This window comes from Streptomyces sp. NPDC002588, assembly GCF_040295925.1.
Classification (GTDB): Bacteria; Actinomycetota; Actinomycetes; order Streptomycetales; family Streptomycetaceae; genus Streptomyces.
On record NZ_JBEOWF010000038.1, the window covers coordinates 83,209 to 109,955 of the forward strand.

Below are 26,747 nucleotides of genomic sequence, written 5' to 3' on the forward strand. Positions count from 1 at the left end.
TGGTTTCCCTTGCAGTACAGAGCCTGCGGAGCATGTAACCGCGGGCTCTTGACATTTTCAGACGTATGCATTGTGCGGCACTGCTTTCACACTTGCAGGTTCTGGAGCAGGGCAACCCTTTGAGCCCAAGGAGGGCTTATGGCTACCGGAACCGTGAAGTGGTTCAACGCCGAAAAGGGCTTTGGCTTCATCGCCCAGGAAGGCGGCGGCCCCGACGTCTTCGTCCACTACTCCGCGATCAACGCCACGGGTTTCCGTTCCCTCGAGGAGAACCAGCAGGTCTCCTTCGATGTGACGCAGGGCCCGAAGGGTCCGCAGGCGGAGAACGTCACCCCCGTGTGACGATCTCAGCCCTGTGATCGCAGTCTGAAAGCAGTACCCAAGGAGCCCCGCGCCGGCCGGCGTGGGGCTCCTGCCTTTTCACGGACCTTCCCCCGCGTTCACCCGCCCGCCACGCCATTGGAGTGATCCTTCTCCAGGACCGCTTCTCCGGGGCCGGCGGGCGCGGACCAGGGGGAACCGGGGCCGCGCCCGCCGCAGCGGGGGTGGTCAGACGGTGCCGGACGCCGAGATGGTGATCTTCGCGGACGTGCGGCCGGACTGGCTGCCCAGGCTCTCGATCTTCTTCACGAGGTCCATGCCCTCGACGACCTCGCCGAAGACGACGTGCTTGCCGTCCAGCCAGTTGGTCACGATGGTGGTGATGAAGAACTGCGAGCCGTTGGTGTTGCGGCCCGCGTTGGCCATGCTGAGCTGGCCCGGCTTGGTGTGCTTCAGCTGGAAGTTCTCGTCCTCGAACTTCTCGCCGTAGATGCTCTTGCCGCCGGTTCCGTCGCCGCGGGTGAAGTCACCGCCCTGGAGCATGAAGTCCGGGATGACACGGTGGAAGGAGGAACCGGCGTAGCCGAAGCCGTGCTCGCCGGTGGCCAGCTCGCGGAAGTTGCGGGCGGTCTTGGGCACGACGTCGTCGAACAGCTTGAAGACGATACGCCCGGCGGGCTCGTCGTTGATGGTGATGTCGAAGTAAACGTTGTCGCTCATGGGGCCCATAATTCCTCGCTTCGGCCGCCTACCGGTAATCGGCACCCCCCAGCACCGCCCGGCAGTCCTCCCGGGCCGCCCGGCTCAGCAGCGGGCCGAAGCGGGTGAACAGGGCCAGGAGCTGCGTCCCCCACCGGTCCCGGAAGGCGGGATCGTCCACCGCGAGGTCGATCTCGTTCGCCGCGCTGAGCTCGGCGAAGCCGGCGAGCGCGAGCGGCCCGGGGGCGAGGGTGGCGCCGGTGAAACGGTCGCGGAAGGGGGCGCCCGGCCCGGTCAGCGTCGGATAGGTGGCGCCGCGGTCGCAGGCGGCGTAGAGGTACACGCCCGCCTCGGCGGCGTCGCCGATCACCGCGGCGAGTTCGCCGCGCCGGTCCAGCGGCAGCAGCGGCCGCGGGAAGCCGTCCGTGCCGTAGGCGGCGTGGCAGAGGCCCGTCAGCTGGAGGTCGGAGCCGGCGCCCCAGTCGGCGAGGCGCGAGCGGACCCGGCGCAGGTGGGCGAGGAGGGTGCCGCCGGGGTGGGGTGAGTCCGCGGCGCCCAGGTCCGTCAGCAGGGCCTCGGCCCGGGCGATGCGTACGTCGTCGTCCGTCACGAGGAAAATCGTCGTGCGTCGAGAACTCCCCGTCAATCACGTCGAGTTGTGCGGCGGCCGGTGGCCGTCCGCCCGCTCCCCTCGCCCCCGGGCGAACCCCTCACGTACGACAGGTGAACGCGAGGGCAACGGCTCTGCCCCGGCAGGCGCACCCGCGGCTCTCCCGCCGCGGCCGGGCGGGCGTCAGGCTGGGGGGATGCACGCACAGCGGCAGCAGACCCGGAACATCTCTCAGAGGCAACCGAGGACCCCGCCGCGGACCGTGGACGACCCCACCGGCCTACTGGCGCTCCAGCGCGCCGCCGGCAACCGGGCGGTGACGGCGACGGTCCAGCGGGTGCTGAAGGAGGAGACGTCGGGAGGCCCGCCCGCCGACGAGGCGGCGCTGCGGACGTCCACCGACCCGGACACGGTGATCGTCCGGCTGTCCCGGTCCCTCGACTCGCACGCGCTCCAGAAGACGCGGAAGTTCAACATCTGGGAGCCGCACAAGAAGTGGCCCGAGGACTGGCTGCTGGACAAGTACCAGGTCCAGTGGGTCCTGGAACGGCGGCTGGTGCGCGGTGAGATCTTCCGGGACGAGGAGCTCAGGGACATCGAGATCCTCTCGGAGAAACGGCCCGCGTGGCTGAACAGTGTGGGCATCGGCACCAAGGCGGAGGGCGAGCGGATCGCCGCCGGCCGGAAGGACGCACAGGCCGAGGACGCCCGGAAGGGGAAGGGCAAGGGCAAGGCCACGGAGCAGAAGCACCCCGACTACTCGGACTGGCTGAAGCTCACCCCTGGGCGCCGCATCCTCGCCGCGACGCTCGCGTTCAGGACCCAGCGGCCCGCCCCGGGCGTCCCCACGCCGATCAACCCCGCCTACACGCTGGGCCGTTTCATGCGGACCCAGGGGCTGGCCGAGGACGATCCCGAGCGTCTGGAGCTCGAGCAGGAGAGGGACAGGCAGATCCGGGACACGACCGTCGACACCCTGTTCCCGGAGGGCGTGCGGGAGGACCGGAAGCACGAGGACGCCGCCAGGCATGCGACGGCGACGAACCTGGCCAAGGACGCCTTCGCCCGGGACGTCCTCACCAATGTCCTGCTCGTCCTGCAGCACGGCCTCCAGTTCACGAAGGGGAAGCAGCACGTCGACTACAAGGACGGCGACGTCGTCCGGGCCCTCGCCCACGGCGGGCGCGTCAACATCCGCATCCCCGCGCTCCGCCCCGGCCAGAGCCCGCACCAGCTGCTCGACTTCCTCGGTGCCACCAAGAACGGCGTCCCGCACGAGCACTCCGTGCACCGCGGCTTCGCCACGCACCGCTCCTCCATCGGCAGCAACAAGGGCGACGAGCCGGGCCGTTTCGAGGAGAAGGGCGGAGTCGGGGCGTCGCTGACGAACATGGTCTCGACGGTCGTCCCGGGTGTGGCCACCCCGCAGATGCTGGGGGTCAACCCCGCGGTCGGCGGCTTCGGGACCAAGGACTGGAACGGCGACGTGATCCTCCCGAACGGCTCCTACGGCCACATGCTCCTGGTGTTCACCGCGCCGACCGCCCAGAAGGACGGCTCCCTGCTGGTCGGCATCGAGACGATCGGGCCGCACGCCTACAGCCCGGTCAGCTACCACCACGGCCTCAGGTCCACGGAGGCGACCGCCAATCCCGAGTCCGCGCTGCACGGCCACAAACAGGACAAGATCGGCGACGGGAAGATGAAGGCCAACCAGCGGTTGGTGGAGTTGGGGAAGATGGGCGGCGGCAAGGACTGGCACACCTTCCTCGAGGAGATCAAGAGCGGGTGGGCGGACAGACTGGCGGGGGCCCGGAGCCCCGAGGAGAAGCGGAAGCTGTACGAGGAGCTGGCCGGCCCGCGGGTGCACTGATCGAGGTCCCCGAGGCCTTCCGCCGCGGCACGGTCGAGCGGGAGGGGGAGGGCGCCGCCCGCTGGCTCGCCGGTCTTCCCTCCCTCGTCGCCGAGTTGACGGACCGGTGGGGCTGTTCTGCGGACGGTGACGTCAGGCACGGCGGGGTCGGGATCGTCGTGCCGGTGCGGCGGCGGGACGGGGCCCCCGCCGTGGTCAAGGTGTCCTTCCCGCACCCCGGCAACGTCCACGAACCCGACGCGTTCGCCGCGTGGGGCGGGCGGGGGGCCGTACGGCTGCACGAGCGGGACGACGCACGGTACGCGATGCTGCTGGAGCGGGCGTACGGGGACTCGCTCGCCGAGGTCGCGGACCTCGACGAGATCGCCGTCGTCGGCGGACGGGTCAGCCGGCGGCTCGCGGTGCCCGCGCCGGACGGGCTGCCCCGGCTGCGGGACATGGCCGACACGTGGGAGCGGCAACTCGTCGCCGACGCACGCGAGCTGGACCATCGGCTCAGCGCCCCGGCCCTCGACGCGGCGCTGGCCACCGTACGGGAACTGGGCCGGTCCCAGCCGGACGTCCTCGTCCACGGCGATCTCCACGCCCGGAACATCCTGCGCGCCGATCGTGAGCCGTGGCTCGCCGTCGATCCCAAGGGCTGGGTGGGGGATCCCGCGTACGACGCGGGCACGCTCCTCAAGGCGCTCTCCGTCCGGCTCCTCCACCTCGACGACCCCGGCGAGGTGCGCGGGGCCGCCCACCGGATCCTCGACCTGTTCTCGGAGGCCGCCGGGCTGGATCGCGGGCGGGTCGGACGCTGGGCGCACTTGCAGATCGTGCAGGCCTGTTTCTGGGGGCGGCGGCACGGGTTCCGGGTTGCTCGAAAGGGCGCGGAGCTGGACCGCATCACCCGCTTCGCGGACGGCCTGGCGCAGGCACTCACCCCGGGCGTCCCCGAACCCTCGTGAACCCGATCCCGGTCCGCGGCCCGAGCCCGCGCCCTCACGAGCGGGTCACTGTGTGTACAGCGCCTCCACCTGGTCCGCGAAGTCGCGGAGGATCGTTTCGCGGCGGAGTTTCATCGAGGGGGTCAGATGGCCCGCCGTCTCGGTGAAGTCGGCCGGCAGGACGGCAAAGCGGCGGATGGACTCCGGGCGGGAGACGAGTTTGTTGGCCTCGTCGATCGCGCGTTGGAGGACGGCGTTCAGTTCCTCGTCGCCGATCAGCAGTTCCGCCGGGACGGGGTGCTTGCCGTTCATGTTGCGCCAGTGGGTGAGGCCGTCGGGGTCGAGGGTGAGCAGGACGGACACGTAGGGGCGGTCGTCGCCCAGGACCATGGCCTGGGAGATCAGGGGGTGGGAGCGCAGCCAGTTCTCCAGGGGGGCGGGGGCGACGCTCTTGCCTCCGGCCGTGATGATCATTTCCTTCTTGCGGCCGGTGATGGTCAGGTAGCCCTCGTCGTCGAGTTCGCCGATGTCCCCGGTCGGCAGCCAGCCGTCGGGGGCGGCCGGGACGACCCCGCCCGCCCCCGGGTCCCAGTAGCCGCGCAGGACGTGGCCGCCGGCGATCAGGATCTCGCCGTCGGCGGCTATGCGGATCTTCGTGCCGGGCAGCGGCCAGCCCACCGTGCCCAGGCGGGGCTTCAGGGGCGGCGTCACCGTGGACGCTCCGGTCGTCTCCGTCAGGCCGTAGCCCTCGTAGATCTCGATGCCCGCGCCCAGGTAGAAGGAGGACAGCCGGCGGCCGAGCGGGGAGCCGCCGCAGATGGCGTGGCGGACGCGGCCGCCCATGGCGGCCCGGATGCGGCGGTAGACGAGCGGGTCGTAGAAGGTGCGGGCGGCGCGGAGGGTGGCGCCGGGGCCGGAGCCGGTGCCGGTCTTGTGGGCCTCGACGGCCTCGCCGTAGCGGCGGGCCACGTTCACCGCGCGGTCGAAGGTGGAGAGACGGCCGCCGGCCTCGGCCTTGGCGCGGGCGGTGTTGAAGACCTTCTCCAGCATGTAGGGGATGGCCAGCAGACAGGTCGGTCTGAAGGCCGCGAGGTCCGGCAGGAGGTCCTCGGACTTCAGGCTCGGCGCGTGGCCGAGGCGGACCCTGGCGCGGATGCAGGCGATGGCCACCATCCGGCCGAACACATGGGACATGGGGAGGAAGAGGAGGACGGAGAGGTCCTCTCCCTTCGTGTTCCCCTTCGACTTGAAGACGGGGTAGAGGAGTTCGATCGCGTTGTCGACCTCGGCGAAGAAGTTGCCGTGGGTGAGCGCGCAGCCCTTGGGGCGGCCGGTGGTGCCGGAGGTGTAGATGAGGGTGGCGAGGGTGTCGGGGCCGAGTACGCCCCGGCGTACGGCCACTTCGCCGTCGGGGACGTGTTCGCCGGCCTCCGCGAGGCGGTCCACGTGCCCTTTGTCCATGACCCACAGGTGCTGGAGGTCGGGCAGCCGGTCGCGCTCGGGGCCGAGGGCGGCGGCCTGCGCGAGCGTCTCGGTGACCAGGGCGACCGCGCCGGAGTCGTGCAGGATCCAGCGGGTCTGGAAGACGGAGGAGGTGGGGTAGACGGGGACGGTGACCAGGCCTGCCGCCCACGCGGCGAAGTCCAGGAGCGTCCACTCGTACGTCGTCCGGGCCATGATGGCGATCCGGTCGCCCGGGACCAGCCCCTCCGCGATCAGCCCCTTGGCGACGGCGTGCACCTGGGCGGCGAAGCGTTCCGCCGTGATGTCGGTCCAGGTGCCGCCCTCCCGTTCCCGGCGGCTGAGGACGATCGCCTGGGGGGCCGTGGAGGCGTTGTCGTAGGGCAGGTCGGCGAGCGAGCCGTAGGTGACCGGCACGGCGAGCGCCGGCACGGACGCCTCCCGTACGGCGCCGTCCAGCCGTCGGGTCTCGGGTTCCACGAGGACGGGGGGAGCGACCTCGAAGTCGGTGGCGGTGGCGTAGGGCGTGGACACGGGCGGCTCCCTGGGCGTGCAGCGAGAAAGAACTGCTTGCTGCATGACGTACGTGCCTCGGCTATGGAGGCGTTCACCGGGATGGCCCCAAGAAAGGGGTTACCTCCGGTTAGGTAGGGGATCGTACGGGGTTCGCGTGGGGGGCTTGTGGGTGTTCGGGGATGATCCGGGGTCAGGGCTGTGCAACCTCGGGGTTTATGTGAGGGCCGTTCAGTTTCCTTCGCCGGCCGGGAAATCCGGTGCTCACTCGCGCTCCAGCACCGCCGTCACGCCCTGTCCGCCGGCCGCGCAGATCGAGATCAACCCGCGTCCGGGGCCGCCCCGTTCGGCCAGCAGTTTCGCGAGGGTGGCCACGATCCGGGCGCCGGTCGCGGCGAACGGATGGCCGGTGGCGAGGGAGGAGCCGGCGACGTTGAGCCGGTCCCGGTCCACCGGTGCGAGCCCCTGCTTCTCCCAGGCGGCGAGCGTGGCCAGCACCTGGGAGGCGAAGGCCTCGTGGATCTCCACCAGGTCGAAGTCCTCGATGCCGAAACCGGTCCGCTCCAGCATGCGCGGGACGGCGTACGCGGGTGCCATGAGCAGCCCGTCCTCGCCGCCGGCCGCGTCGCCGTGCACGAAGTCGACGGCCGCCGTCTCGTAGGCGGTCAGATACGCGAGCGGTTCCAGGCCCCGGGTCTCGGCCCACTCCTCGGAGGCGAGGAGGACGACCGCGGCGCCGTCGGTCAGAGGGGTCGAATTGCCCGCCGTCATGGTCGGGTCGGGTCCGTCGGTGCCGAACACCGGTTTCAGGGAGGCCAGTTTCTCCACGGTGGAGTCGGGGCGCAGGTTCTGATCGCGGGCCAGGTCGCGGAAGGGGACGACCAGGTCGCTGAAGAAGCCGCGTTCGTAGGCGGCCGCCAGGCGCTGGTGGCTGGTCGCCGCCAGTTCGTCCTGGTCCTCGCGCCCTACGCCCCAGGCGCGGGCGGTGACCGCCGCGTGCTCGCCCATGGACAGCCCGGTGCGCGGTTCGGCGTTGCGCGGGATGTCGGGGATCAGGTGGCCGGGCCGGATCTGGGCGAGGGCCTTGAGGCGGGCGCCGGTCGAGCCGGCGCGGCGGGCCTCCAGCAGGATGCGGCGGAGCCGGTCGTTGACGCCGAGCGGGGCGTCGCTGGCGGTGTCGGCGCCGCCGGCGATCGCGGACTCGGTCTGGCCGAGTGCGATCTTGTTGGCGGCGGCGATGACGGCCTGCAGGCCCGTCCCGCAGGCCTGCTGGATGTCGTACGCCGGGGTCCGCGCGTCGAGTTTGGAGCCGAGGACGGTCTCGCGGGCGAGGTTGAAGTCGCGGCTGTGCTTGAGGACGGCGCCGGCGACGACCTCGCCGACGACCCCGGGCACGTCGAGGCCGTAGCGGGCGGCGAGGCCGTTGACGGCGGCCGTCAGCATCTCCTGGTTGGAGGCGGTGGCGTAGGGGCCGTCGGAGCGGGCGAAGGGGACGCGGGTGCCGCCGACGATCGCCACGCGGCGGGCGCTCGGTGGCTGGACAGCGCTCTTGCGCGCACCTCTCAGATAGCTCACGTTCGACGGCTCCGTGGGACTCATCTCGACCTGCTCCTCACCCTTGACCTAGACTTACCCCCGGTAACCTTACTCCGGAGTAAGCATATTTCCGCTGTGCCGAGCCCGTGGGAGACGAGACGCACATGGCCGACCGCTATCTGAGCTTCACCGCCACCGCACCCGGCCGCTTCCTCACCCGGCGACTCGGGCTCCCGCAGCCGGCGGCGCTCAGCCGCTGGTCGCCCGAACACACTTCCCTCACAGGCAACTTGCTTCACCTTACGGCCGGTAAGTCCACCGTCGGCGATCTCGTGGCCGTCCTCTCCCGCACCGGGCTGCCGCTCGGCGCCGCCGACCCCGCCGCCGTCGTCCTCGACGCGACCGGCGTCCGTGACGTCGACACGCTCGCCGAGGTGCACGCCGCCCTGCACCCGGTGGTGCGGTCGGTCGCGGCGAGCGGCCGGATCGTGGTGCTCGGCTCGCCGCTCGACGCCGACGACGACCACCACCGGGCGGCCGTCCAGCATGCCCTGGAGGGGTTCGTGCGCTCGCTCGGCAAGGAGATCGGGCGCGGCCGGACCGTGAACCTGGTCCGGCTGACCGACGCGGCCGCCGCCGAGTCCACCCTCCGCTTCCTCCTCTCCCCCAGGTCGGCCTACGTCAGCGGCCAGGTGATCGGCGTGGGCGCGCAGCCGCCGGACGAACCCGGCGACCGGGACCGCCCCCTCGCCGGCCGCACCGCCCTCGTCACCGGCGGCGCGCGCGGCATCGGCGAGGCCGTCGCCGAGACCCTGGCCAGGGACGGCGCCCGGGTCGTCGTACTCGACGTGCCGCAGGCGGAGACGGACGCCCGGCGGGTCGCCGAGCGGCTCGGCGGGCGGGCCCTCGCGCTCGACATCACGGCCGCCGACGCGGGTGAGCGGATCGCCGCCGAACTCCCCGACGGACTCGACGTGCTGGTCCACAACGCGGGGATCACCCGGGACCGGCGGCTGGTCAACATGCCCGCCGACCGCTGGGGTCCGGTGCTGGAGGTGAACCTCGCGAGCGTGCTGCGCACCACCGACGCGCTGCTCGCCAAGGGCACGCTGCGGCCGGGCGGGCGGATCGTGGCGACCGCCTCCATCGCGGGGCTCGCGGGCAACGCGGGGCAGACGAACTACGGGGCGAGCAAGGCGGGCGTGGCCGGGCTGGTGCGCGCCCTCGCGCCGCGCGCGCTCGCCGAGCACGGGGTGACCCTGAACGCGGTCGCGCCCGGCTTCATCGAGACGCGGATGACGGCCGCCGTGCCGCTGTTCATCCGGGAGGCGGGCCGCCGGATGAACTCCCTCGCGCAAGGAGGGCTGCCCGTCGACGTCGCCGAGACGACCGCCTGGCTCGCGCATCCCGCCTCCGGCGCCGTCAACGGGCAGGTCGTGCGGGTGTGCGGCCAGAGCCTGCTGGGGGCGTGATGGCCGCGGTCTCCCTGGGACACTCGCTCGCCCGCGGGGCGCTGCGCTCCCCCTTCAAACGGCCGCAGCCGGGCGTCGCCTTCGCCGGCGAACCGCTCGTGCTGCCCGGTCTGCGGGTCGGCCTCGACCGGCTGGCCGCCTACGAGCGGGTCTGCGGCTTCGCCACCGGCGACGACGGCCTGCCGCTCACCTATCCGCACGTGCTGGGCTTCCCGTCGGCCATGAGCATCATGAGCGGCCGCGACTTCCCGCTTCCGCTGCTCGGCCTGGTCCACACCTCGATCGAGATCACCCGGCGGCGCGCGCTCGCGGCCGCGGTGCCGTACGAACTCGCCGTGCGCGTCGACCGGCTGGCGCCGCACCGGCGCGGGACGGAGGCGTTCGTGGTGACGGAGCTGCGCGAGGGCGGGGAGGTGGTGTGGGAGTCGACGAGCACGTATCTCTCCCGGCACCGGACGGATCCGTGGCCCGCCGCGGCCCACACGGCCGAGGAGACTCCTCTCCCGGTGCTGGACGAGTGGCGGCTCGGGGCCGACGTGGGCCGGCGCTACGGGGCCGTCTCCGGCGACCGCAACCCCATCCACCTGCATCCGCTCACCGCCCGCCTGTTCGGCTTCCCGCGGGCCATCGCGCACGGGATGTGGACCGTCGCCCGCTGCCTGGCGGCCCACGGCACCCCGCCCGCCGTGCGGGCGCGGGCGGAGTTCCGGGCGCCGGTGCTGCTGCCGGGCACGGTGCTGTTCGCCTCGGACAGCGCCCGGTTCGAGCTGCGCGGCGGCGGGGAGGGGGCGTCGCGGGTGCATGTGAGCGGGAGGGTCGACCGGCTCACAGACTGAGAAACACAGATGAACATCGCACAAACAGTCGTCGACCTGTAAGTGGTTCATTCCCGGCAACCCACCCCGCCCGTACGGGGGTTGTCAGGACATCCACAGGATGCTCTCAGCGCTCCCAGCCCGCATTCAGAAACGGCTCATCCCACCCTCAGCCGGTCTCCCTAGCCTCGGCGCACCCCGCTGCACCCCGCCAGGAAGGCCCTGCGCCATGTCACCCTCCTCCGCCCTGTTCACCCCGGCCTCCAGACGTGTCGCCGTGGTCGCCGACTCGGACACCCGCTGGAAGTGGGGTGCCTCGGTGGCCCGGGAACTCGCCCCGAACCACACCCTGGACGCCGTCTTCCTGCGCGGCCGGTCCACCCCGACCGAGCGGCAGCTCGCCGAGGTCGGGATCGTGCCGGACCGGCGGCGCGAGGCCGCCGCGGCCGAACTCGTGGACGACGAGGAGCTGGCGGCCGCCGACGTCGTCGTCCTGGCGGTGTCGGGCGGTACGGTCCTGGCGCTCGCCCACGCCCTGGGCCTGGCCTGGGAGGGTCGCCGGCGGCGCCCGGTGACCGTCAGCGGTTACGTCGGGGTCGTCTACGAGAAGATGGTGGACGGCCTGATGACCAGGGCCGGCACGGACATCGTCCTCGCCAACTCCGCGTACGACGCCGAGCGGTTCGCCCGCGCCTTCGCCTCCGTCGGGGTGGACCCGGAGTCGGTCGTGGAGTGCGCGCTGCCCTTCCTCGGCGGCGAGCCCCACCGCCCCTCCCCCGACCGGCCGTTCACCCTCACCTTCGCCGTGCAGCCGTCGGTGCCCAAGGACCGGGACGCACGGCTGCACCTGCTCGGGCGGGCCGCGGCGCACGCCCGCCTGCATCCGGAACGGGAGGTGCTCGTCAAGCTGCGCAGCCTGCCCGGCGAGCAGACCACCCATGTCGAGGCCAACCCCTACCAGGTGCTCGTCGAGGAGCTGCCGCAGCCCGCCCCGGGCAACCTCCGGCTCGTCCACGGCAACATGGCCGAGGTCCTCGACCGCACCGACCTGCTGGTGACGGTCAGCTCGACTGCGGCCCTGGAGTCCATGCACCGGGGCATCCCGACGGCGATCCTCACCGACCTCGGGGTCCGCGAGGCGCACGGCAACCACTACTTCCTGCACTCGGGGTGCCTCGCGTCCTGGGACGACCTCGACGCGGGCGCGCTGCCCCGGCCGCTGCCGGAGTGGGCGGCCGTGCAGGGCATCGGCAAGCCGGACCCGTACGCCGCCGCCCGCCACCGCCTCGCCCGCCTGCGCGCGGCCGGGCCTCTGCCGCCCCTGCGCCCGTACTACACCCCGCGCACGGCCGGCGCCTACCTCGGCCCGATCCTCGGGCGCCACGGCCTGGACGAGCAGGGCCGCCCCCTTCCCCTGCCCGCCGCCGGGTCGGGCCGCGCCGGGCGGGCCGTCCGGAAGGTGGCGGGCCGGGGCGCCCGGAAGCTGTACCGCATGGGCCACCAGAAGGTGGCCCCCACCCTGCGGAGGTGGGGCGCGGCGTAGGGCCCTTTCTCGTGCGCGGGGTCACCCCCGGCGGACCGTGACGCCGCCCAGCAGGCCCCAGGCGTCGATGCGGACCGTCGGACCGCCCGGCTCGGTGGGGCCGGTGTCCTGTACGCCGCCCAGGCGCAGACCCCGGACGTCCGCCCGGACGTCGGGGCGGACCTTCAGGGAGACGCCGCCGATGAGGCTCAGCTTGGTGATGCGCAGCTCCGCGCCGTCCGGGATCTCCACGTCGGTCAGGTCGACGTCGGCGCCGCCGACGAGGGAGACGGTGAGGGTTCGCTCGTGAAGCGTGGCCCCGTGCAGCCGGTGACCGCCGATCAGGGCGATCTGGATGTCCGTCTTCTGCGTCTGGTCCTTGCCGGGCTTGGTCATGGGGAAGACGGTAGACGTGGCGGGCGGGGGCGCCCCAGTGTCCGGTGTCCACCGTCGGGCATGACAACCGTCATGCGCCGGCCGGGGCGGGCGGGGTCCAGGAGCGGCCCTCCATCAGGTCGCCCAGGCCCGCCCAGGCGAAGTTCATCAGGGTCGTCGTCGCCTGGCGGGCCGTGACGCCCTCGGTGGCGTTGGCCCAGACGGCGAGGGACTCGGCGGCGCCGACGAGGGCCTCGGCGAGCCCTGCGACCTCGCGCTCCGGCAGGTCGGGGTCACGGTGGGCCTCCCTGGCCCCGACCGCGATCAGCTGGGTCACGAAGGCGACGATCTCCTCGCGCATCGCGGCGGCCTCCGCGGCGAAGGTCTCGCCATGGGTACGGGCCTGGAGGTGCACGACGGACCAGGCGTGCGGGTGGGCGGCGGTGTGCGCGAAGAACGCCAGCAGGCCGTCCCAGAGTTGGCGGTCGGCGGGCAGGTCGGTACGCACCCCGGTCCGGACCGCGTCGACCAGCGCTCCGGCCTCCCGCCGGATGCAGGCGATGAAGAGGTCTTCCTTGGAGTTCAGGTAGAGGTACACCAACGGCTTGGACACGCCCGCCAGTTCGGCGATCTCGTCCATGGACGCGGCCATGTACCCCCGCTGCCCGAAGATCTCCACGGCGGCGTCCAGCATCTGCTGTTCACGGACCGCACGCGGCATCCGCTTGGTCTTCACGGCACCCATGGGGCCAGCCTAGTGCCGCGGCAGGCAACGTTCGCCCGTCGAGGAGCGGGGTCCGGCGCGTGCTCTCGGCGTGCCGGGTGCAAGCCCTCGTACTGGATGTACTTGGGCTTGTGCCCGGTGCGGCGGTGGGGGCCCCTCCCGCTCGAGCGAAGTCGAGAGTGGGGGAGCGTGCCGGGCGTCGCGACTGGGCGAACGTTGCCTGCCGCGGCACTAGTTGGCCGCCCCGGACGTGACTCCGTCAGGAGGTGCCGGCCTGGCTCTGGGGGTGGGCGGCGTCGACCGCCTCGTCCTCCTGGGAGCGGTTGGCCTCGAGGTTGGCCTTCATCCGGTCCACGCGCTGGACGACGGTCACCGAGGCGCGGTCGCGCTCCTTGCGCAGGACCACGAAGCTGATCGGTCCGGAGATCACCAGCGCGAGCAGAATGATCCACATGCCGTTGGAGTCGCCGAGACCACGGGGCAGCACGCCCGAGTAGACCAGGCCCCAGACGACCACGAGGCAGCCGGCGAGGACGCCGAGGCGCATCAGTGTGTAGCGGAGCATGTCAATCCACTCTTCCGTTTCCGACTCTTCTGTTCCGAAAGGGGCCGCCGTCCAGTGAAGCACGCCGGATCCCCGATCTTGCAGCCGCCCCCGCGGCCGTCACGCCAGTGGCAGCAGCATGATGACGTCGTCGCGGTCGTCGCCGGGGGCGACCCGGATGGCGTCGGGGATCCGGCCGACCTCCTTGTAGCCGCAGGAGCCGTAGAAGCGCTCGAGGCCGAGGCCGCCGCGGCAGGAGAGGCGGATCGCGTCGATGCCCTCGAAGCCGCGGGCCGCGTCGGCGGCGGCCGCCAGCAGGTCGCGGCCGTACCCCTGGCCCTGGTGGCGGGGGTGCACCATCACCGTGTAGAGCCAGACCCAGTGGGTCTGCAGTCGGTGCGTGTTGAAGGAGAAGAAGGCGGTCGCGGCGACCTCGCCCGCCGTGTCCTGCCCGACGAGCAGCCGGTGCCGGCCCTCGGCCATCGCCACGAGGTGCCTGACCAGCTCCGGCCGGACCGTCTCCCGCTCCACCGGCGGCACGAAACCGACGGCCCCGCCCGCGTTGGAGACGTCCGTCCAGAGGTCGAGGACACCGTCGCGGAGGGCGGGGGTGACGGCGGGGTCGAGGGTGAAGGTAAGGGACATGACGGCAGGCTAGCCATTACCCGACGATCGCCTCAACCAGGATTCACACCCGCATCGGCTGCGGCGACTCCCGGCGGGCCGGGTCCGGGCCGTCGTACTCGCGGATGATCTCGTACCGCGTGTTGCGCTCGACCGGGCGGAAGCCGGCGTCCCGGATGAGGTCGAGCAGGTCGTCGCGGGTCAGCTTGTTCGGGGTGCCGTAGTTGTCGGCGTCGTGCGTGATCTTGTACTCGACGACCGAGCCGTCCATGTCGTCGGCGCCGTGCTGGAGGGCGAGCTGCGCGGTCTGGACGCCGTGCATGACCCAGAAGACCTTGACGTGCGGAACGTTGTCGAAGAGCAGCCGGGAGACCGCGAAGGTCTTGAGGGCCTCCGCGCCGGTGGCCATCTGGGTCCGGGCCTGGAGGCGGTTGCGGACCTTGCCGTCCTTCATGTCGACGAAGTCGTGCTGGTAGCGCAGCGGGATGAAGACCTGGAAGCCGTTCGTCTCGTCCTGGAGCTCACGGAGCCGCAGCACATGGTCGACCCTGTGCCGCGGTTCCTCGATGTGGCCGTAGAGCATCGTGCACGGGGTCTTCAGACCCTTCTCGTGCGCGAGGCGGTGGATCCGGGACCAGTCCTCCCAGTGGGTCCGGTGGTCCACGATGTGCTGCCGGACCTCCCAGTCGAAGATCTCGGCGCCGCCGCCGGTGAGGGACTCGAGGCCCGCGTCGATCAGCTCGTCGAGGATCTCCGAGGCCGACAGCCCGGAGATCGTCTCGAAGTGGTGGATCTCCGTGGCGGTGAAGGCCTTCAGGGACACGTCCGGCAGGGCGGCCTTCAACTCCCGCAGCGAGCGCGGGTAGTAGCGCCAGGGAAGGTTCGGGTGCAGGCCGTTCACGATGTGCAGCTCGGTGAGGTTCTCGCCCTCCATCGCCTTGGCGAGCTTCACCGCCTCCTCGATGCGCATCGTGTACGCGTCCTTCTCTCCCGGCTTGCGCTGGAAGGAGCAGTAGGCGCAGGACGCCGTGCACACGTTGGTCATGTTGAGGTGCCGGTTGACGTTGAAGTGCACGACGTCGCCGTTCCTGCGCGTGCGCACCTCGTGCGCGAGGCCGCCCAGCCAGGCCAGGTCGTCCGACTCGTACAGCGCGATGCCGTCCTCACGGGTCAGCCGCTCACCGGCCCTGACCTTCTCCTCCAGCTCGCGCTTGAGCCCGACGTCCATACCCACACCTCTCGACTTCCTACGACGACTTCCCCACCGTACGTCTACACCTCTTCCGGCAGCTCCCCGACCCGGTTCTCCCACTTCGTGGAGAGCACGATGGTGGTACGGGTCCGGGAGACCCCCTTGGTCCCGGACAGCCGCCGGATCATCTTCTCCAGCCCGTCCACGTCGTTCGCCCGCACCTTGAGCATGAACGAGTCGTCGCCGGCGATGAACCAGCAGTCCTCGATCTCGCCGAACTCCTTCAGCCGGGTCGCCACTTCCTCGTGGTCGGCGGCGTCGGAGAGGGAGATGCCGATGAGGGCGGTGACGCCGAGGCCGAGCTGGGCGGCGTTCACCGTGGCGCGGTAGCCGGTGATGACCCCCGCCGCCTCCAGCCGGTTGATGCGGTCGGTGACGCTGGGTCCCGACAGACCGACGAGGCGCCCCAGCTCCGCGTAGGAGGCCCGGCCGTTCTCCCGCAGGGCCTGGATGAGCTGCCTGTCCACCGCGTCCATGCGAATCGAAGCCTTCCGATCAAAGTTCCTGAAGAGATGAGAGGTACTGCGACATGCTCAGATGGCGCTCATGTGGCCCGGGTTCCGGACGCGCCGCCCAACTCGCCGTCCCACCGGCGGTAGAGCCCGTGCGTGACACCCGCCGCGTCGAGGACCCGCCCGGCGACGAAGTCGACCAGGTCCTGGATGTGGGTGGCGCCCGCGTAGAAGGCGGGGGAGGCGGGCACGACGCTCGCGCCGGCGTCGTCGAGGGCGACGAGGTGCCGCAGGGTCCGACCGTTCAGCGGGGTCTCCCGTACGGCGACGACGAGCGGCCGGCGCTCCTTGAGCGTGACGCTCGCGGCCCGCTGGAGGAGGTCCTTGGAGAGCCCCAGGGCGACACCGGCGACGCAGGCGGTGGAGGCCGGCACGATCAGCATCCCCTTCGTGGGATACGACCCGGAGGACGGTCCCGCGGCGAGGTCCCCGGCACCCCAGTACCGCACCCGGCCGGTGTCGGCGTCGAAGGTGCCCGGCTTCCCGTCGGCGCCCCTTGCCAGCCATTCCCGCAGGTCGTCCCGCCAGTGCGCGTCCCGGAAGGAGATCCCGGTCTCGTCCAGCAGGGTGAGGCGGGAGGCGCGGCTGACCACCAGGTCGACGCTCTCGCCCCCGGCGAGCAGCGCCCGCAGCACAGCGGCGGCATACGGCGTACCGGACGCCCCGGACACCCCCACGATCCAAGGCACACGCTGCGTTTCTCCTGCGTTCACACCTTGAGCGTACCGGGGGGAGGGGAGGTCTTCAGGACGGGTGGGGCATCAGGTGGCCGTCAACGGCAGGCGGTCCATGGACCGGACCGTACTCAGACGCTCAGACCCCGGGCCAGGAGATCCAGCAGCGCGCACCCGAACAGGGCAATCCCGATGAAGCCGTTGACCGAGAAGAACGCCCTGTTGAGTCGGGACAGGTCGTGGGGTCGCACGATCGAGTGCTCGTAGACGAAGGCGGCGGAGACGATCAGCAGGCCCAGCCAGAGGAACGCGCCGGCGCCGGTGGCGATCGCGTACCAGACGAACAGGGCGGTCGTCACCGCGTGGCAGGCCCGCGCGGCCCGGACCGCCGCCGGGATGCCGAACCGGGCGGGGACCGACATCACGCCGATCTCGCGGTCGGTCTCGACGTCCTGGCAGGCGTAGATCAGGTCGAAGCCGCCGATCCAGACGCCCACCGCGAGGCCGAGGATCACCGCGTCCCAGGACCATTCCCCGGTGATCGCCAGCCAGCCGCCGACGGGGCCCATCGCCTGGGCGAGCCCGAGGATGGCCTGCGGGAAGTTGGTGAACCGCTTGCCGTAGGGGTAGACCACCATCGGGATGACGGCGACGGGTGCCAGGGCCAGGCAGAGCGGGTTGAGCATCGCCGCCGAGCCGAGGAAGACGGCGACGGCGATCAGCGCGCCGGTCCAGGCGTGCTTCACCGACATCGCGCCGGTGACCAGCTCGCGGTGGGCCGTGCGCGGGTTGCGGGCGTCGATCTCGCGGTCGATGATCCGGTTGACCGCCATGGCGAAGGTACGCAGGCCGACCATGCAGACGGTCACCAGGAGCAGCCGCCCCCAGTGGATGTTCCTGTCGAGCTGGAACATCGCCGTCAGCGCGGCGATGTAGGCGAAGGGCAGCGCGAAGACCGAGTGCTCGATCATCACCAGGCGGAGGAAGGCCTTGGTGCGTCCCGGCTGCGGGAGCGCTGCGGATGCGGAACTCACAGGCCGTACTCCTTCCACCGGCGGTCGACCTTCGCCGCCGTCTCCGGGTCGGAGAGGACCATGTCGGGCCACCCCCCGTCGCGCGTGTAGCCCTCCTCGGGCCACTTCCTCGTCGCGTCGATGCCCGCCTTGCCGCCCCAGAACTGCTGGTAGGAGGCGTGGTCGAGGTGGTCGACCGGGCCTTCGACGACCGTGAGGTCACGGGAGTAGTCCGTGTTGCCGAGGGCCCGCCAGGCGACCTCGTGCAGGTCGTGGACGTCACAGTCGGAGTCGACGACCACGATCAGCTTGGTCAGGGACATCATGTGGGCGCCCCAGACCGCGTGCATGACCTTCTGCGCGTGCTTGGGGTACTTCTTGTCGATCGAGACGATCGCACAGTTGTGGAAGCCGCCGGCCTCGGGCAGGTGGTAGTCCACGATGTCCGGGACGATGATCTTCAGCAGCGGCAGGAAGAACCTCTCCGTGGCCCGGCCCAGCGGCCCGTCCTCCGTCGGCGGGCGGCCGACCACGATCGACTGGAGCAGCGGGCGCTTCCGCATCGTCACGCAGTCGATCTTCAGTGCCGGGAACGGCTCCTGCGGGGTGTAGAAGCCGGTGTGGTCGCCGAACGGGCCCTCCGGCAGCATCTCCCCCGGCTCCAGCCACCCTTCCAGCACGACCTCCGCCTGCGCCGGTACCTGCAGCGGCACCGTCCTGCAGTCGACCATCTCGATCCGCCTGCCCGCGATGAAGCCGGCGAACAGGTACTCGTCGATGTCACCGGGGAGCGGGGCGGTTGAGGCGTAGGTGACGGCGGGCGGGCAGCCGAAGGCGATGGCGACCGGCAGCCGCTCGCCCTTCCTCGCCGCCACCTGGTAGTGGTTGCGGCTGTCCTTGTGGATCTGCCAGTGCATGCCGATCGTGCGCCTGTCGTGGCGCTGGAGGCGGTACAGCCCGAGGTTGCGGATGCCGCTCTCCGGGTCCTTGGTGTGGGTGAGCCCCAGGTTGAAGAAGGAGCCGCCGTCCTGCGGCCAGGTGAAGAGGGCGGGGAGGGCGTCGAGGTCGACGTCGTCGCCGTGCAGGACGACCTCCTGCACGGGCGCCTCCTTCACCTTCTTCGGCGGTACGTGCGTCATCGCGCCGAGCTTCCCGAACGCCTCGCGCACGCCCACGAAGCCGTGCGGCAGCTCGGGCCGCAGCAGGCCGCCGATCTTCTCGCTGATCTCGCCGTACGACTTCAGCCCCAGCGCCTTCAGCAGCCGCCGGTCGGTGCCGAAGACGTTCATCGCGAGGGGCATGCTCGACCCCTTCACGTTCTCGAAGAGAAGCGCGGGGCCCTGTGCCTTCTGCACCCGGTCGACGATCTCCCCGACCTCCAGATACGGATCGACCTCGGCCTTGACGCGCTTGAGGTCGCCTTCGCGTTCCAGTGCCCTGAGCAGGGAACGAAGATCGTCGTAAGCCATGTGTCCCAGTATCGGCCACCCGCTACCCTGGCCCCGTCACCGGGGCGGTCCCTCGTCCTGCCGCCGTCTTCTGGGAGATCCCACCACCATGCTCAGGTATCTGCCGTTCCTGCTGGTCCTGGCGCTGTGGATCTATGCCTTCATCGACTGCCTGAACACGCCCGAGGAGGAGGTGCGCGGGCTGCCGAAGCTGGCGTGGGTGTTCGTCATCCTGCTGTTCGGCGAGGTGCTGATCGGGCCGGTCGCCTGGCTGGTCGCGGGCCGGCCCCGGCGGTCCGCGGCGGCGGGCGGCCCGGCGCGGTGGGTCGCGCCCGACGACAACCCCGAGTTCCTCAAGTCCCTGAAGGACGACAAGGCCAGGTCCGACGAGCAGCTCCTCAAGAACTGGGAGAACGACCTGCGCCGCCGCGAGGAGGAGCTCAAGCGCCGCGAGTCGGGCGAGGACCCCAAGGAGGGCTGAGCCGCCCTACAGCTTGTACGCCGTCGAGCCCCCCGAAGCGGACAATGCGCCCCTGGGCCGGACCCACCGGGAGCCGGACACTTACCTCGCATGACGACTGCACCCGCCGACTCCGCCGGCACCCTCGCCCCCGCTTACGGTGACAAGGTCATCGCCGTCGAGACAGCGGGCTCGGAACCGATCCCCGACGCGGAACGCCACGGTTCCCCGCTCCAGCTCCTGTGGACCTGGGCCTCCCCGAACATCGAGTTCGCGACCGTCTTCATCGGCGTCATATCGGTCCTGTTCTTCGGGCTGAGCTTCTGGGAGGCGGCCGCCGCCATCGTCCTCGGCACCGCCGTCGGCGCGATCACCCAGGGTGTGCTGTCCCTGGACGGCCCGCGCTTCGGCGTCCCCCAGATGGTGATCGGCCGGTTCTCCTTCGGCTTCTTCGGCAACATCCTGCCCGCCGCGGCCAACGGCCTGATCGCGGGCGTGGGCTGGTTCGCGGTGAACAGCGTGAGCGCGGCCTTCGCCCTGAACACGCTCACCGGACTGCGGCCGCTGCCCTCCCTGCTCCTCGTCGTGGTCGCCGAGATCCTGATCGGCTTCATCGGCCACAACTTCGTTCACACCTTTGAGAAGTACGCCTTCCCGGCCCTCGCGGTGATCTTCCTGCTGGCGGGCGTGTGGACCTTCAAGGACGCCGACCTCGGCGGGGGCGGCTCGGGCGGCGGCATCGGCGGGTTCCTGCTGGCGTTCAGCGCGGCCTGGGGCTACGCGGCCGGCTGGAACCCGTATGCCACGGACTACTCCCGCTACCTGCCGCGCACCGCGAACAAGTTCAGGACGGTCCTCTACCCGGCCGTCGGCCTGTTCGTGTCCGTCGCTCTCGTGGCGATCATCGGCGCGGCCTCGGCGACCATCGTGGCCCCGAAGGACGCCACCCCCACGGCGGCCTTCACCGGCCACCTCCCCGGCTGGCTCGGCGACCTCGTCCTCCTCGCCATCATCCTCGGCGCCATCTCCGCGAACGCGCTCAACATCTACTCCGGCGCGATCTCCATCACCTCCTTCGGCCTGAAGCTCCCCGCCTGGCTGAGCCGCAGCGTGCTGGTCGTGGTGTCCGGGATCGCCGGTACGGCGGCGGCGTGGGCGTCGCTGTCGGACGCGGGGTCGGCGTACGAGGCGTTCCTGCTGATCATCGCGTACTGGGTGGCGCCGTGGCTCGGGGTCGTGCTGGTGGAGCGGTGGCTGCAGTCCCGCACGGCCACGGACGAGGCGCTGTCGGCCCGCCTGGCCGACCGCACCTTCACCAACTGGCCCGGTGTCGCCTCCCTGTTGATCGGCGTGGCGGTGTCGGTCCCCCTCTTCTCCAACCAGGAGAAGTACGTCGGCTACGTCCCCGAACACTGGCCGTCCTTCGGCGACATCACCCCGCTGGTGGGGTTCCTGGTGAGCGCGGGGGTGTACGCGGCACTGCGGGGCCGTACGGCGACGCGCGGCCAGTCGGTCTAGCCGGAGGCGGTTCCCGGGCTCGGCGGGCTCGGCTCCGTCCAGCCGTGTTCGAGGATGCCGAAGATCGTCTCGACGGCGGCGCGGCGGTTCGGTCTGTCCCGGGCGAGCGTGGGGATCTCCAGGACGAACCTGGCGAGCGTGACGCACGCCAGGTCGTCGTGCGCCACGCCCGCTTCGTCGGCGATCGCTCGGCTGAGGGCGTCGGTGTGCCGGATCCACATGCGTTCGGCGTATCGGCGCAGCGCCGGCGTGGAGTTGACGAGGTCGGTGAAGTCGGCCAGTTGAGGGTGCTCCGCGAGAGGGAGCCACGTGGTGAGGACGTGCTCGCGCAGGGCGTCGACGATGCCCTGGCCCGCGGGACGCCGACGGACCACGGCGATCAGCTGGGCCTCCTGGCCCTCGTCCTCGTCGAAGACCAGCGCTTCCTTGCCGGGAAAGTGCTTGAACAGCGTGGTGGTCGAGACGTCGGCCGCGTCGGCGATGTCGCGGACACTCACCTGGTCGTAGCCGCGCTCGAGGAAGAGGCGGAGCGCGGCGTCGGCGATGGCCTGCCGGGTGGCGGCCTTCTTGCGTTCGCGCCGGCCGAGGACGGGCTGCGTCATGAGGTGAGCATATCCGACAGTGGCATCGGGCAGTAAGTTGACTCGTTGCACTTTTGCACCGAGTCTGCTTTTCTGGCGTGCGGCAAGCCCGACGAAAGGAAGAGACATGCGCACCCACGCCAGAATCAGCGTCATCGGCGCCGGCCCCGGCGGCCTGACCTGCGCGCGCATCCTGCAGCGGCACGGCATCCAGGTGACCGTCTACGACCGGGATCCGAGCGCGGACGCGCGCAACCAGGGAGGCACCCTCGACCTGCGCGCCGACGACGGCCAGATCGCCCTGCGCGAGGCAGGCCTGCTCGAGGAGTTCTTCAGGCTGGCGCGTCCGGAGGGGCAGGAGATGCGCCAGACGGACCCCAGCGGCAAGACCCTCTTCCACCACACGCCCGAGGCCGACGACCTGTTCAAGCCGGAGATCGACCGCGGTCAACTCCGTGAAATGCTGCTCGGCTCGCTGTTACCGGGAACCGTGCGGTGGGGGTACGCCCTCGACACGATCAGCGGGCCCGCGGACGGGCCGCGGCGGCTGCACTTCGCAGGCGGCGAGACCGTCGAGACCGACCTGGTCATCGGGGCCGACGGTGCCTTCTCCCGGGTGCGGCCCGCGGTGTCCCCCGTCGTGCCGGCGTACACGGGGGTGAGCTTCCTGGAAGCCTGGTTCGACGACGCCGAAGCCCGGCACCCCGACCTCGCCGAACTGGTCGGCCAGGGGAGTGCCGCTGCGGCCGACGGCAACCGCGGGATGTTCGCGCAGCGCAACAGCGGAAACCACATCCGCGTCTACCTCATACGCCGGGTCCCGGCCGACTGGCTCGCCACGAGTGGCCTGACCATCGGGGACACCGCGCGGATCCGTGCCCGTCTGCTCGACGAGTACGCCGACTGGTCGCCCCGCTGGCGCCAGGTGATCAGCGACAACGACGGCCCCTACGTCGACCGCCCGCTGTTCGCCCTGCCCGTACCGCACACCTGGGAGCACATGCCGACCGTGACCCTGCTCGGCGACGCGGCCCACCTCATGCCTCCGTTGGGCGTCGGCGTCAACCTGGCCATGCTCGACGCCTGCGACCTCGCCCTCGCGCTCGCCGGCTCCGCGACCGTCGACGAGGCCGTCCAGGCCTACGAGTCGATCATGCTGCCCCGCTCCGTCGAGATCGCCAAGACCCTCGAGCACGGCGCCGAGTTCCTGCTGTCCACCGAGGTCCCCGACTTCGCCGAAGGCGGGGAACCCCGGTGACGACCGCGAGGAGCGGAACCATGGCCGTCGACCGCACCCCGGACGAGGTCTACTCCCGAGGCCGAGACACGGGCTCCGCGCCTCCCGCGACGGTCGGCGTTGTCCAACCGGCGCGCCGGTGACAACTGCCTTGTAAAACACCGACGTTGCTGTGTCCGCGTTCTGTCACGGCAGCGTCGTGGATCAAGGACTGGTCTGGTGATCGCGTTCTGGGCTGAGGCATGGTTCAACCACAGCGGCTCACAGGTTGCCGACTGAATCACTCGCCTCACCAGTCCTGAAAAGGTTGATTCGCCATGTCTTCTCTGCGCCTCCGCACCGTCCTGATCGCCGCCACCGCCGTCGCCGGCACGCTGCTGATGACGGCCTGCCAGAATGACGACATCGCCCAGGGCAATGTCGCGGACACCGCGGCGACGGCGGCCGCGAACAAGGGCGGAGTGAGCGGCACGTTCGCGAACGGCACGGTCGACTACCTGGCGCCGGGCAAGTACACGGTCACCACCAACGGCAAGACCCAGGCGTTCTGGCTTGCGGAGGACACGAAGATCTGGGGCTCCGGCGGGGTCTGCGGCGACGCCGAGGGGCAGGCCGTCGAAGCGTGCACCCAGGCGGACCTGGAGAAGGCCGCGAAGAGCGGTGCGGTGCCGGCGGACGTGGTGATGAAGGACGGCATAGCCGTGACCGTCACCGAACGCCACGCCGACTCCGGCTCCGGCACGACCGACGCCACCGGCGGCTCGTCCTCCGACTCGTCCTCCGGCTCCTCCTCCACCGGCGGTTCGTCCTCCGACTCCTCCGTCACCGGCGGCTCGTCGTCCTCGAGCGGTTCGTCCGACGGTGTGAGCGGGACCTGGCTGGGAGCGGTGACGTACCTGGCGCCGGGCAAGTACCAGGTGTCGGACGGGACCGACAAGCCTGAGCAGCAGTTCTGGCTGTCGGAGGACACCGAGATCCTGGGCGCGGGCGGCATGTGCGGCGACGCGGAGGGGCAGAGCGCCACGACGTGCACGGAGGACGAGCTGGAGACGGCCGCGAAGGCGGGCAGCCTGACCGCCGAGGTCACCCTCAAGGACGGCATCGCCACCCGTATCGCCGAGGACCACTAGCCTCCGGCGCGGACGGCCGCGACGAACGCCCCCCAGGCGGCCCGGTGAACAACGATCACCGGGCCGTCCGGGGTCTTGCTGTCACGGACGGGGACGACGGCGGGGAAATCGGGGCTTACTTCGATGCAGTCGCCGCCGTTGGCTCCGCTGTAGCTGCTCTTGATCCAGGTCGTCATGCCCGTACCCTTCCATCACGTCGCTGATCAGGGCAGCGGAGTCGGCGGCTGACAGCGCGTCGGCCCTGAGCACATCATAGGTCTGACTGTGAGCCAGGAAGACGGACGGATCATCGCTGAAGTGGCCACGGTCCAGTGACTCGGAGTAGACCCACTCGTGCCCGTCGGGCAGCCTGATCAACGACAGTGACGTGTCGGGACGGTCGACTCCGGGTTGGTCCAACGGGACAACCTGTACACGGATGTTGGGGAGCTTCCCGACCCTCAGCAGGTGCGCGCACTGGCCTCGCATGATCTCGGGGCCTCCCACCATGTGCCGTAGGCAGGTCTCGTCCAGCACAACGACGTAGTAGGGGCCGCCCTCGGCGTAGAAGCGCTGCTGGCGGCTGAGCCGGGCACGGACACGCTCCTCCACGTCCACGGGGTGCGGCAGACGACGGGCGAACAGCGCGGCGGCATAGTCGGGAGTCTGCAACAAGCCTGGCATCACCTGCGTCTGGTACGCCCGCAGAGCCACTGCCTCCGCATCCATCTTCGCCCTGCGCTCGAACCAGTCCGGATGCTCGACCTGCGGATACCAGTCCACCCGGCCCCACAGCCGCCCCAACGCCCCACCCGTGCACAGCACTTCGTCGCACTTCTTCGCGAACGGCTCCTGCGGGACCCGTGTCCCCGCCTCCACGCGCGCCACCAGCGACCGGTCGCAGGGGATCGCCCTCGCCAGCGCCTCCTGCGTCAGCAGCGCGCCCTCGCGGAAATGGCGTAACAGCTCACCGAACAGCACGGCGTTGGTGGTCACAGGTCGTTCCCTTCCGTGACAGGCGCCCAGTGGCACGCGTCGGGCATTGATACGCACCGTGCCCGCACGTCACGCTGGACACACCCAGAGTGACGAAGTCGGTACGGAGAGGAAACGGACGGGGCATGAAAGAGCACACCGCGAGCCAGTTCGAAACGGGAACGGTCGTCTACGACCCCGCCTCGGACAAGGTCGGCGAGTACCAGGGCAAGTCCGGGCCCTACGCCCTGATCCGGCCCCTCGGCGGCGGCCGGGAGTGGGAGGCCCCGCCGGAGTCGCTCCGCCCCGCCACGCCCGGCGAACGCCTCACCGCGAGCGTGCGCGCGGCCAACGACCGTTCCCTGCAAGGCCCTCCCGCCCCCGTCCGGGACTGCGGGGCCTGTACGGATCTCGCCGCCCTCCGCGAGCAGGCCCGCGCCCGCCACGACCGCAGCGCCGAGACCGACGCGAACGTCCTGCTCCGCCGCCATCAACGCCGTTACCACACGGCTTTGCTTGGCCTCGAGGACTAGTGCCGCGGCAGGCAACGTTCGCCCCGTCGCGACGCCCGGCACGCTCCCCCACTCTCGACTTCGCTCGAGCGGGAGGGGCCCCCACCGCCGCACCGGGCACAAGCCCAAGTACGTCCAGTACGAGGGCTTGCACCCGGCACGCCGAGAGCACGCGCCGGACGCCGCTCCTTGCCGGGCAAACGTTGCCTGCCGCGGCACTAGCCTCCGCACAACCGGTCCCAACCGATGTGCCCCCTGCGGCGTCTCCAGGGCATGAAGCACTTGAAGCGCATGAGGGGCACGACGCGCGCGGCCCTCGTCACCGCCCTGCTGCTGGGGGCGGCCCTGACCGGCACGGACGGAGCCGTCGCCGCGGACAGCGGCGCCGCGCCCGCCGTGACCGAGGCCTACGACCTGGGGGACTCCGCGTTCACCGACCCGGAGACGGGCACGGTCAGCGAGGTCCGCGCGGTCGTCCACCGCCCCGCGCGAATGAGCGGCCGACTGCCGCTGGTGGTGTTGTCGCACGGCTCCTGGTACGCCTGCACCGATCCGTCGGCCGAGGCCTGGCCCTGCGACAAGGGCGAGCCGTACCCCAGCCACCGGGGCTACGAGTACCTGGCGGAGAGCCTCGCCGAGCGCGGCTTCGTCGTCGTGTCGCTGAGCGCGGACGGCATCAACATGACGTCGTTCGACTACGGGGACCGCGCCCGGCTGATCAACGAACACCTGCGGCTGTGGCGGCAGCTGGCGAACGGCGGCGGCGTCCTCGCCAAGCGGCTCCCCGAACTGCGCGGGCACGTGGACATGCGGCGCGTCGGGACCCTCGGGCACTCCCGGGGCGGCAAGGCGGTGATGTGGCAGGCGTCGGACAAGCACCGCGGCGAGGTCCCCGCCGGTGTCCGGGTCGGGGCCGTCCTGGCGCTGGCGCCGGTGAAGTTCGACGACCCGGAGGGGGACGACAGCGACACGCTCGTCACACGGACGCCGGTCGCCGTGGTGACCTCCGGCTGTGACGGCGCCGTCGGGGAGGCGGGCCAGGAGTACCTGGACGACGCCGAGGGGCGCACGACCGAGCCGGCGTACTCGGTCTCGCTGCGCGACGCGAACCACAACTACTTCAACACGCGGTGGACCCCGCCCGCCGCGCTGGGCGAGGACGACAGCACCTGCCCCGACCGCGAACTGGCCCCCGCGACCCAGCAGAACGCGCTCACCGCGTACGCCACCGCGTTCTTCGAGAAGCACCTCAAGGGCGACGGCGGCGGCGAGGGCGTCCTCACGGGAGAGCGCGCCCTGCCGGGGGTGGCCTCGACCACGCGCGTGGTCGAGCCGGTGAAAGGTCCTAGTGCCGCGGCAGGCAACGTTCGCCCCGTCGCGACGCCCGGCACGCACTCTCGGCGCACCGGGCACAAGCCCAAGTACGTCCAGTACGAGG

General features: G+C 71.2%; 28 protein-coding genes. 12 read left to right on the forward strand and 16 right to left on the reverse strand.

Translation table 11 applies throughout. The annotated features are described in order from the left end of the window. The first annotated feature begins 138 nt into the window (after positions 1 to 138). A complete protein-coding gene (locus ABT057_RS35100) occupies positions 139 to 342 on the forward strand; it encodes a cold-shock protein (protein WP_004984723.1) in 204 nt (67 codons plus the stop codon). 207 nt (positions 343 to 549) lie between these two features. Here the strand turns inward: ABT057_RS35100 and ABT057_RS35105 are convergent, their stop codons facing one another. Both ABT057_RS35105 and ABT057_RS35110 read right to left on the reverse strand, forming a co-directional pair. Beyond that, a complete protein-coding gene (locus ABT057_RS35105; protein ID WP_352347912.1) occupies positions 550 to 1,041 on the reverse strand; it encodes a peptidylprolyl isomerase in 492 nt (163 codons plus the stop codon). Positions 1,042 to 1,069: 28 nt separating this feature from the next. Continuing rightward, positions 1,070 to 1,630: a DUF6817 domain-containing protein gene (locus tag ABT057_RS35110; protein WP_352347913.1), complete on the reverse strand. Its 561-nt coding sequence runs from the start codon at positions 1,628 to 1,630 to the stop codon at positions 1,070 to 1,072. A gap of 262 nt (positions 1,631 to 1,892) precedes the next feature. Between ABT057_RS35110 and ABT057_RS35115 the strand changes: the two genes are divergently transcribed. Then, complete coding sequence (locus tag ABT057_RS35115) at positions 1,893 to 3,503, forward strand: PE-PGRS family protein (RefSeq protein ID WP_352347914.1); 1,611 nt, start codon at positions 1,893 to 1,895, stop codon at positions 3,501 to 3,503. Beyond that, positions 3,500 to 4,453, forward strand: a complete 954-nt coding sequence (locus tag ABT057_RS35120; RefSeq protein ID WP_352347942.1) for an aminoglycoside phosphotransferase family protein — start codon at positions 3,500 to 3,502, stop codon at positions 4,451 to 4,453. The genes ABT057_RS35115 and ABT057_RS35120 overlap by 4 nt, the downstream gene beginning before the upstream one ends. Before the next feature lie 45 nt (positions 4,454 to 4,498). Here ABT057_RS35120 and ABT057_RS35125 read toward each other — a convergent pair whose 3' ends face one another. Both ABT057_RS35125 and ABT057_RS35130 read right to left on the reverse strand, forming a co-directional pair. Further along, positions 4,499 to 6,427, reverse strand: coding sequence for an AMP-dependent synthetase/ligase (locus tag ABT057_RS35125; protein ID WP_352347915.1), 1,929 nt, complete (start codon positions 6,425 to 6,427; stop codon positions 4,499 to 4,501). 243 nt (positions 6,428 to 6,670) lie between these two features. Further along, entirely contained in the window at positions 6,671 to 8,005 is a 1,335-nt protein-coding gene (locus ABT057_RS35130) for an acetyl-CoA C-acetyltransferase (protein WP_352347916.1), read from the reverse strand. Positions 8,006 to 8,106: 101 nt separating this feature from the next. On the opposite strand from ABT057_RS35130, the gene ABT057_RS35135 reads away from it, so the two are divergent. The 3 genes from ABT057_RS35135 to ABT057_RS35145 all read left to right on the forward strand — a co-directional run bounded on the left by ABT057_RS35135 (position 8,107) and on the right by ABT057_RS35145 (position 11,772). Beyond that, on the forward strand, positions 8,107 to 9,414 hold the full coding sequence (locus tag ABT057_RS35135; RefSeq protein ID WP_352347943.1) for a 3-oxoacyl-ACP reductase: 1,308 nt from the start codon (positions 8,107 to 8,109) through the stop codon (positions 9,412 to 9,414). Continuing rightward, positions 9,414 to 10,250, forward strand: a complete 837-nt coding sequence (locus tag ABT057_RS35140) for a MaoC family dehydratase (RefSeq protein ID WP_352347917.1) — start codon at positions 9,414 to 9,416, stop codon at positions 10,248 to 10,250. Before ABT057_RS35135 ends, ABT057_RS35140 begins: the two co-directional genes overlap by 1 nt. Positions 10,251 to 10,458: 208 nt before the next feature. Further along, complete coding sequence (locus tag ABT057_RS35145) at positions 10,459 to 11,772, forward strand: DUF6716 putative glycosyltransferase (protein WP_352347918.1); 1,314 nt, start codon at positions 10,459 to 10,461, stop codon at positions 11,770 to 11,772. Positions 11,773 to 11,793: 21 nt separating this feature from the next. Here ABT057_RS35145 and ABT057_RS35150 read toward each other — a convergent pair whose 3' ends face one another. From ABT057_RS35150 to ABT057_RS35190, 9 genes are all read right to left on the reverse strand, one after another. Further along, a complete protein-coding gene (locus ABT057_RS35150) occupies positions 11,794 to 12,147 on the reverse strand; it encodes a hypothetical protein (RefSeq protein ID WP_352347919.1) in 354 nt (117 codons plus the stop codon). Positions 12,148 to 12,217: 70 nt separating this feature from the next. Then, positions 12,218 to 12,871 carry a TetR/AcrR family transcriptional regulator gene (locus ABT057_RS35155; RefSeq protein WP_352347920.1) on the reverse strand — a complete coding sequence of 218 codons (654 nt, stop codon included), beginning with the start codon at positions 12,869 to 12,871 and terminating at the stop codon, positions 12,218 to 12,220. 238 nt (positions 12,872 to 13,109) lie between these two features. Further along, positions 13,110 to 13,415, reverse strand: coding sequence for a DUF4229 domain-containing protein (locus ABT057_RS35160; protein ID WP_352347921.1), 306 nt, complete (start codon positions 13,413 to 13,415; stop codon positions 13,110 to 13,112). 99 nt (positions 13,416 to 13,514) lie between these two features. After that, the gene (locus ABT057_RS35165; RefSeq protein ID WP_352347922.1) at positions 13,515 to 14,039 is read right to left on the reverse strand and encodes a GNAT family N-acetyltransferase; all 525 of its coding nucleotides are present in this window, start codon (positions 14,037 to 14,039) and stop codon (positions 13,515 to 13,517) included. A 43-nt stretch (positions 14,040 to 14,082) separates the two neighbouring features. Next, positions 14,083 to 15,246, reverse strand: a complete 1,164-nt coding sequence (mqnE, locus tag ABT057_RS35170; RefSeq protein ID WP_352347923.1) for an aminofutalosine synthase MqnE — start codon at positions 15,244 to 15,246, stop codon at positions 14,083 to 14,085. A 44-nt stretch (positions 15,247 to 15,290) separates the two neighbouring features. Beyond that, positions 15,291 to 15,746: an Lrp/AsnC family transcriptional regulator gene (locus tag ABT057_RS35175; protein WP_352347924.1), complete on the reverse strand. Its 456-nt coding sequence runs from the start codon at positions 15,744 to 15,746 to the stop codon at positions 15,291 to 15,293. 68 nt (positions 15,747 to 15,814) lie between these two features. Next, positions 15,815 to 16,471: a UbiX family flavin prenyltransferase gene (locus ABT057_RS35180; protein WP_352347925.1), complete on the reverse strand. Its 657-nt coding sequence runs from the start codon at positions 16,469 to 16,471 to the stop codon at positions 15,815 to 15,817. A 116-nt stretch (positions 16,472 to 16,587) separates the two neighbouring features. Then, positions 16,588 to 17,490 carry a menaquinone biosynthesis prenyltransferase MqnP gene (gene mqnP, locus ABT057_RS35185; protein WP_352347926.1) on the reverse strand — a complete coding sequence of 301 codons (903 nt, stop codon included), beginning with the start codon at positions 17,488 to 17,490 and terminating at the stop codon, positions 16,588 to 16,590. Continuing rightward, positions 17,487 to 18,938, reverse strand: a complete 1,452-nt coding sequence (locus ABT057_RS35190; RefSeq protein ID WP_352347927.1) for a menaquinone biosynthesis decarboxylase — start codon at positions 18,936 to 18,938, stop codon at positions 17,487 to 17,489. The genes mqnP and ABT057_RS35190 overlap by 4 nt, the downstream gene beginning before the upstream one ends. An 88-nt stretch (positions 18,939 to 19,026) precedes the next feature. On the opposite strand from ABT057_RS35190, the gene ABT057_RS35195 reads away from it, so the two are divergent. Further along, complete coding sequence (locus ABT057_RS35195) at positions 19,027 to 19,398, forward strand: PLD nuclease N-terminal domain-containing protein (RefSeq protein ID WP_352347928.1); 372 nt, start codon at positions 19,027 to 19,029, stop codon at positions 19,396 to 19,398. Positions 19,399 to 19,488: 90 nt separating this feature from the next. Then, on the forward strand, positions 19,489 to 20,895 hold the full coding sequence (locus ABT057_RS35200; protein WP_352347929.1) for a purine-cytosine permease family protein: 1,407 nt from the start codon (positions 19,489 to 19,491) through the stop codon (positions 20,893 to 20,895). On the opposite strand, the gene ABT057_RS35205 is transcribed toward ABT057_RS35200, so the two are convergent. Continuing rightward, entirely contained in the window at positions 20,892 to 21,497 is a 606-nt protein-coding gene (locus ABT057_RS35205; RefSeq protein ID WP_352347930.1) for a TetR/AcrR family transcriptional regulator, read from the reverse strand. The two genes, ABT057_RS35200 and ABT057_RS35205, sit on opposite strands and share 4 nt — an antisense overlap. A 106-nt stretch (positions 21,498 to 21,603) precedes the next feature. On the opposite strand from ABT057_RS35205, the gene ABT057_RS35210 reads away from it, so the two are divergent. Then, complete coding sequence (locus ABT057_RS35210; protein ID WP_352347931.1) at positions 21,604 to 22,734, forward strand: FAD-dependent oxidoreductase; 1,131 nt, start codon at positions 21,604 to 21,606, stop codon at positions 22,732 to 22,734. A gap of 296 nt (positions 22,735 to 23,030) precedes the next feature. Further along, complete coding sequence (locus tag ABT057_RS35215; protein WP_352347932.1) at positions 23,031 to 23,843, forward strand: hypothetical protein; 813 nt, start codon at positions 23,031 to 23,033, stop codon at positions 23,841 to 23,843. On the opposite strand, the gene ABT057_RS35220 is transcribed toward ABT057_RS35215, so the two are convergent. Both ABT057_RS35220 and ABT057_RS35225 read right to left on the reverse strand, forming a co-directional pair. After that, positions 23,840 to 23,968 (reverse strand): DUF397 domain-containing protein, encoded by a 129-nt coding sequence (locus tag ABT057_RS35220; protein WP_352347944.1) that lies wholly within the window; start codon positions 23,966 to 23,968, stop codon positions 23,840 to 23,842. The two genes, ABT057_RS35215 and ABT057_RS35220, sit on opposite strands and share 4 nt — an antisense overlap. Then, complete coding sequence (locus tag ABT057_RS35225; RefSeq protein WP_352347933.1) at positions 23,925 to 24,818, reverse strand: helix-turn-helix domain-containing protein; 894 nt, start codon at positions 24,816 to 24,818, stop codon at positions 23,925 to 23,927. The genes ABT057_RS35220 and ABT057_RS35225 overlap by 44 nt, the downstream gene beginning before the upstream one ends. 125 nt (positions 24,819 to 24,943) lie before the next feature. Between ABT057_RS35225 and ABT057_RS35230 the strand changes: the two genes are divergently transcribed. Further along, positions 24,944 to 25,330 (forward strand): hypothetical protein, encoded by a 387-nt coding sequence (locus ABT057_RS35230; RefSeq protein ID WP_352347934.1) that lies wholly within the window; start codon positions 24,944 to 24,946, stop codon positions 25,328 to 25,330. Between the two features lie 270 nt (positions 25,331 to 25,600). Further along, positions 25,601 to 26,747 (forward strand): alpha/beta hydrolase family protein (locus ABT057_RS35235; protein ID WP_352347935.1); only part of this gene is annotated, 1,147 nt, incomplete at its 3' end.

Coding starts and splice junctions, on each gene's coding strand:
- ABT057_RS35100 (WP_004984723.1), top strand. CDS start 139: ATGGCTACCGGAACCGTGAAGTGGTTCAACGCCGAAAAGGGCTTTGGC.
- ABT057_RS35105 (WP_352347912.1), bottom strand. CDS start 1,041: ATGAGCGACAACGTTTACTTCGACATCACCATCAACGACGAGCCCGCC.
- ABT057_RS35130 (WP_352347916.1), bottom strand. CDS start 8,005: ATGAGTCCCACGGAGCCGTCGAACGTGAGCTATCTGAGAGGTGCGCGC.
- ABT057_RS35135 (WP_352347943.1), top strand. CDS start 8,107: ATGGCCGACCGCTATCTGAGCTTCACCGCCACCGCACCCGGCCGCTTC.
- ABT057_RS35140 (WP_352347917.1), top strand. CDS start 9,414: ATGGCCGCGGTCTCCCTGGGACACTCGCTCGCCCGCGGGGCGCTGCGC.
- ABT057_RS35145 (WP_352347918.1), top strand. CDS start 10,459: ATGTCACCCTCCTCCGCCCTGTTCACCCCGGCCTCCAGACGTGTCGCC.
- ABT057_RS35150 (WP_352347919.1), bottom strand. CDS start 12,147: ATGACCAAGCCCGGCAAGGACCAGACGCAGAAGACGGACATCCAGATC.
- ABT057_RS35155 (WP_352347920.1), bottom strand. CDS start 12,871: ATGGGTGCCGTGAAGACCAAGCGGATGCCGCGTGCGGTCCGTGAACAG.
- ABT057_RS35160 (WP_352347921.1), bottom strand. CDS start 13,415: ATGCTCCGCTACACACTGATGCGCCTCGGCGTCCTCGCCGGCTGCCTC.
- ABT057_RS35165 (WP_352347922.1), bottom strand. CDS start 14,039: ATGTCCCTTACCTTCACCCTCGACCCCGCCGTCACCCCCGCCCTCCGC.
- mqnE (WP_352347923.1), bottom strand. CDS start 15,246: ATGGACGTCGGGCTCAAGCGCGAGCTGGAGGAGAAGGTCAGGGCCGGT.
- ABT057_RS35175 (WP_352347924.1), bottom strand. CDS start 15,746: ATGGACGCGGTGGACAGGCAGCTCATCCAGGCCCTGCGGGAGAACGGC.
- ABT057_RS35190 (WP_352347927.1), bottom strand. CDS start 18,938: ATGGCTTACGACGATCTTCGTTCCCTGCTCAGGGCACTGGAACGCGAA.
- ABT057_RS35195 (WP_352347928.1), top strand. CDS start 19,027: ATGCTCAGGTATCTGCCGTTCCTGCTGGTCCTGGCGCTGTGGATCTAT.
- ABT057_RS35200 (WP_352347929.1), top strand. CDS start 19,489: ATGACGACTGCACCCGCCGACTCCGCCGGCACCCTCGCCCCCGCTTAC.
- ABT057_RS35205 (WP_352347930.1), bottom strand. CDS start 21,497: ATGACGCAGCCCGTCCTCGGCCGGCGCGAACGCAAGAAGGCCGCCACC.
- ABT057_RS35210 (WP_352347931.1), top strand. CDS start 21,604: ATGCGCACCCACGCCAGAATCAGCGTCATCGGCGCCGGCCCCGGCGGC.
- ABT057_RS35215 (WP_352347932.1), top strand. CDS start 23,031: ATGTCTTCTCTGCGCCTCCGCACCGTCCTGATCGCCGCCACCGCCGTC.
- ABT057_RS35230 (WP_352347934.1), top strand. CDS start 24,944: ATGAAAGAGCACACCGCGAGCCAGTTCGAAACGGGAACGGTCGTCTAC.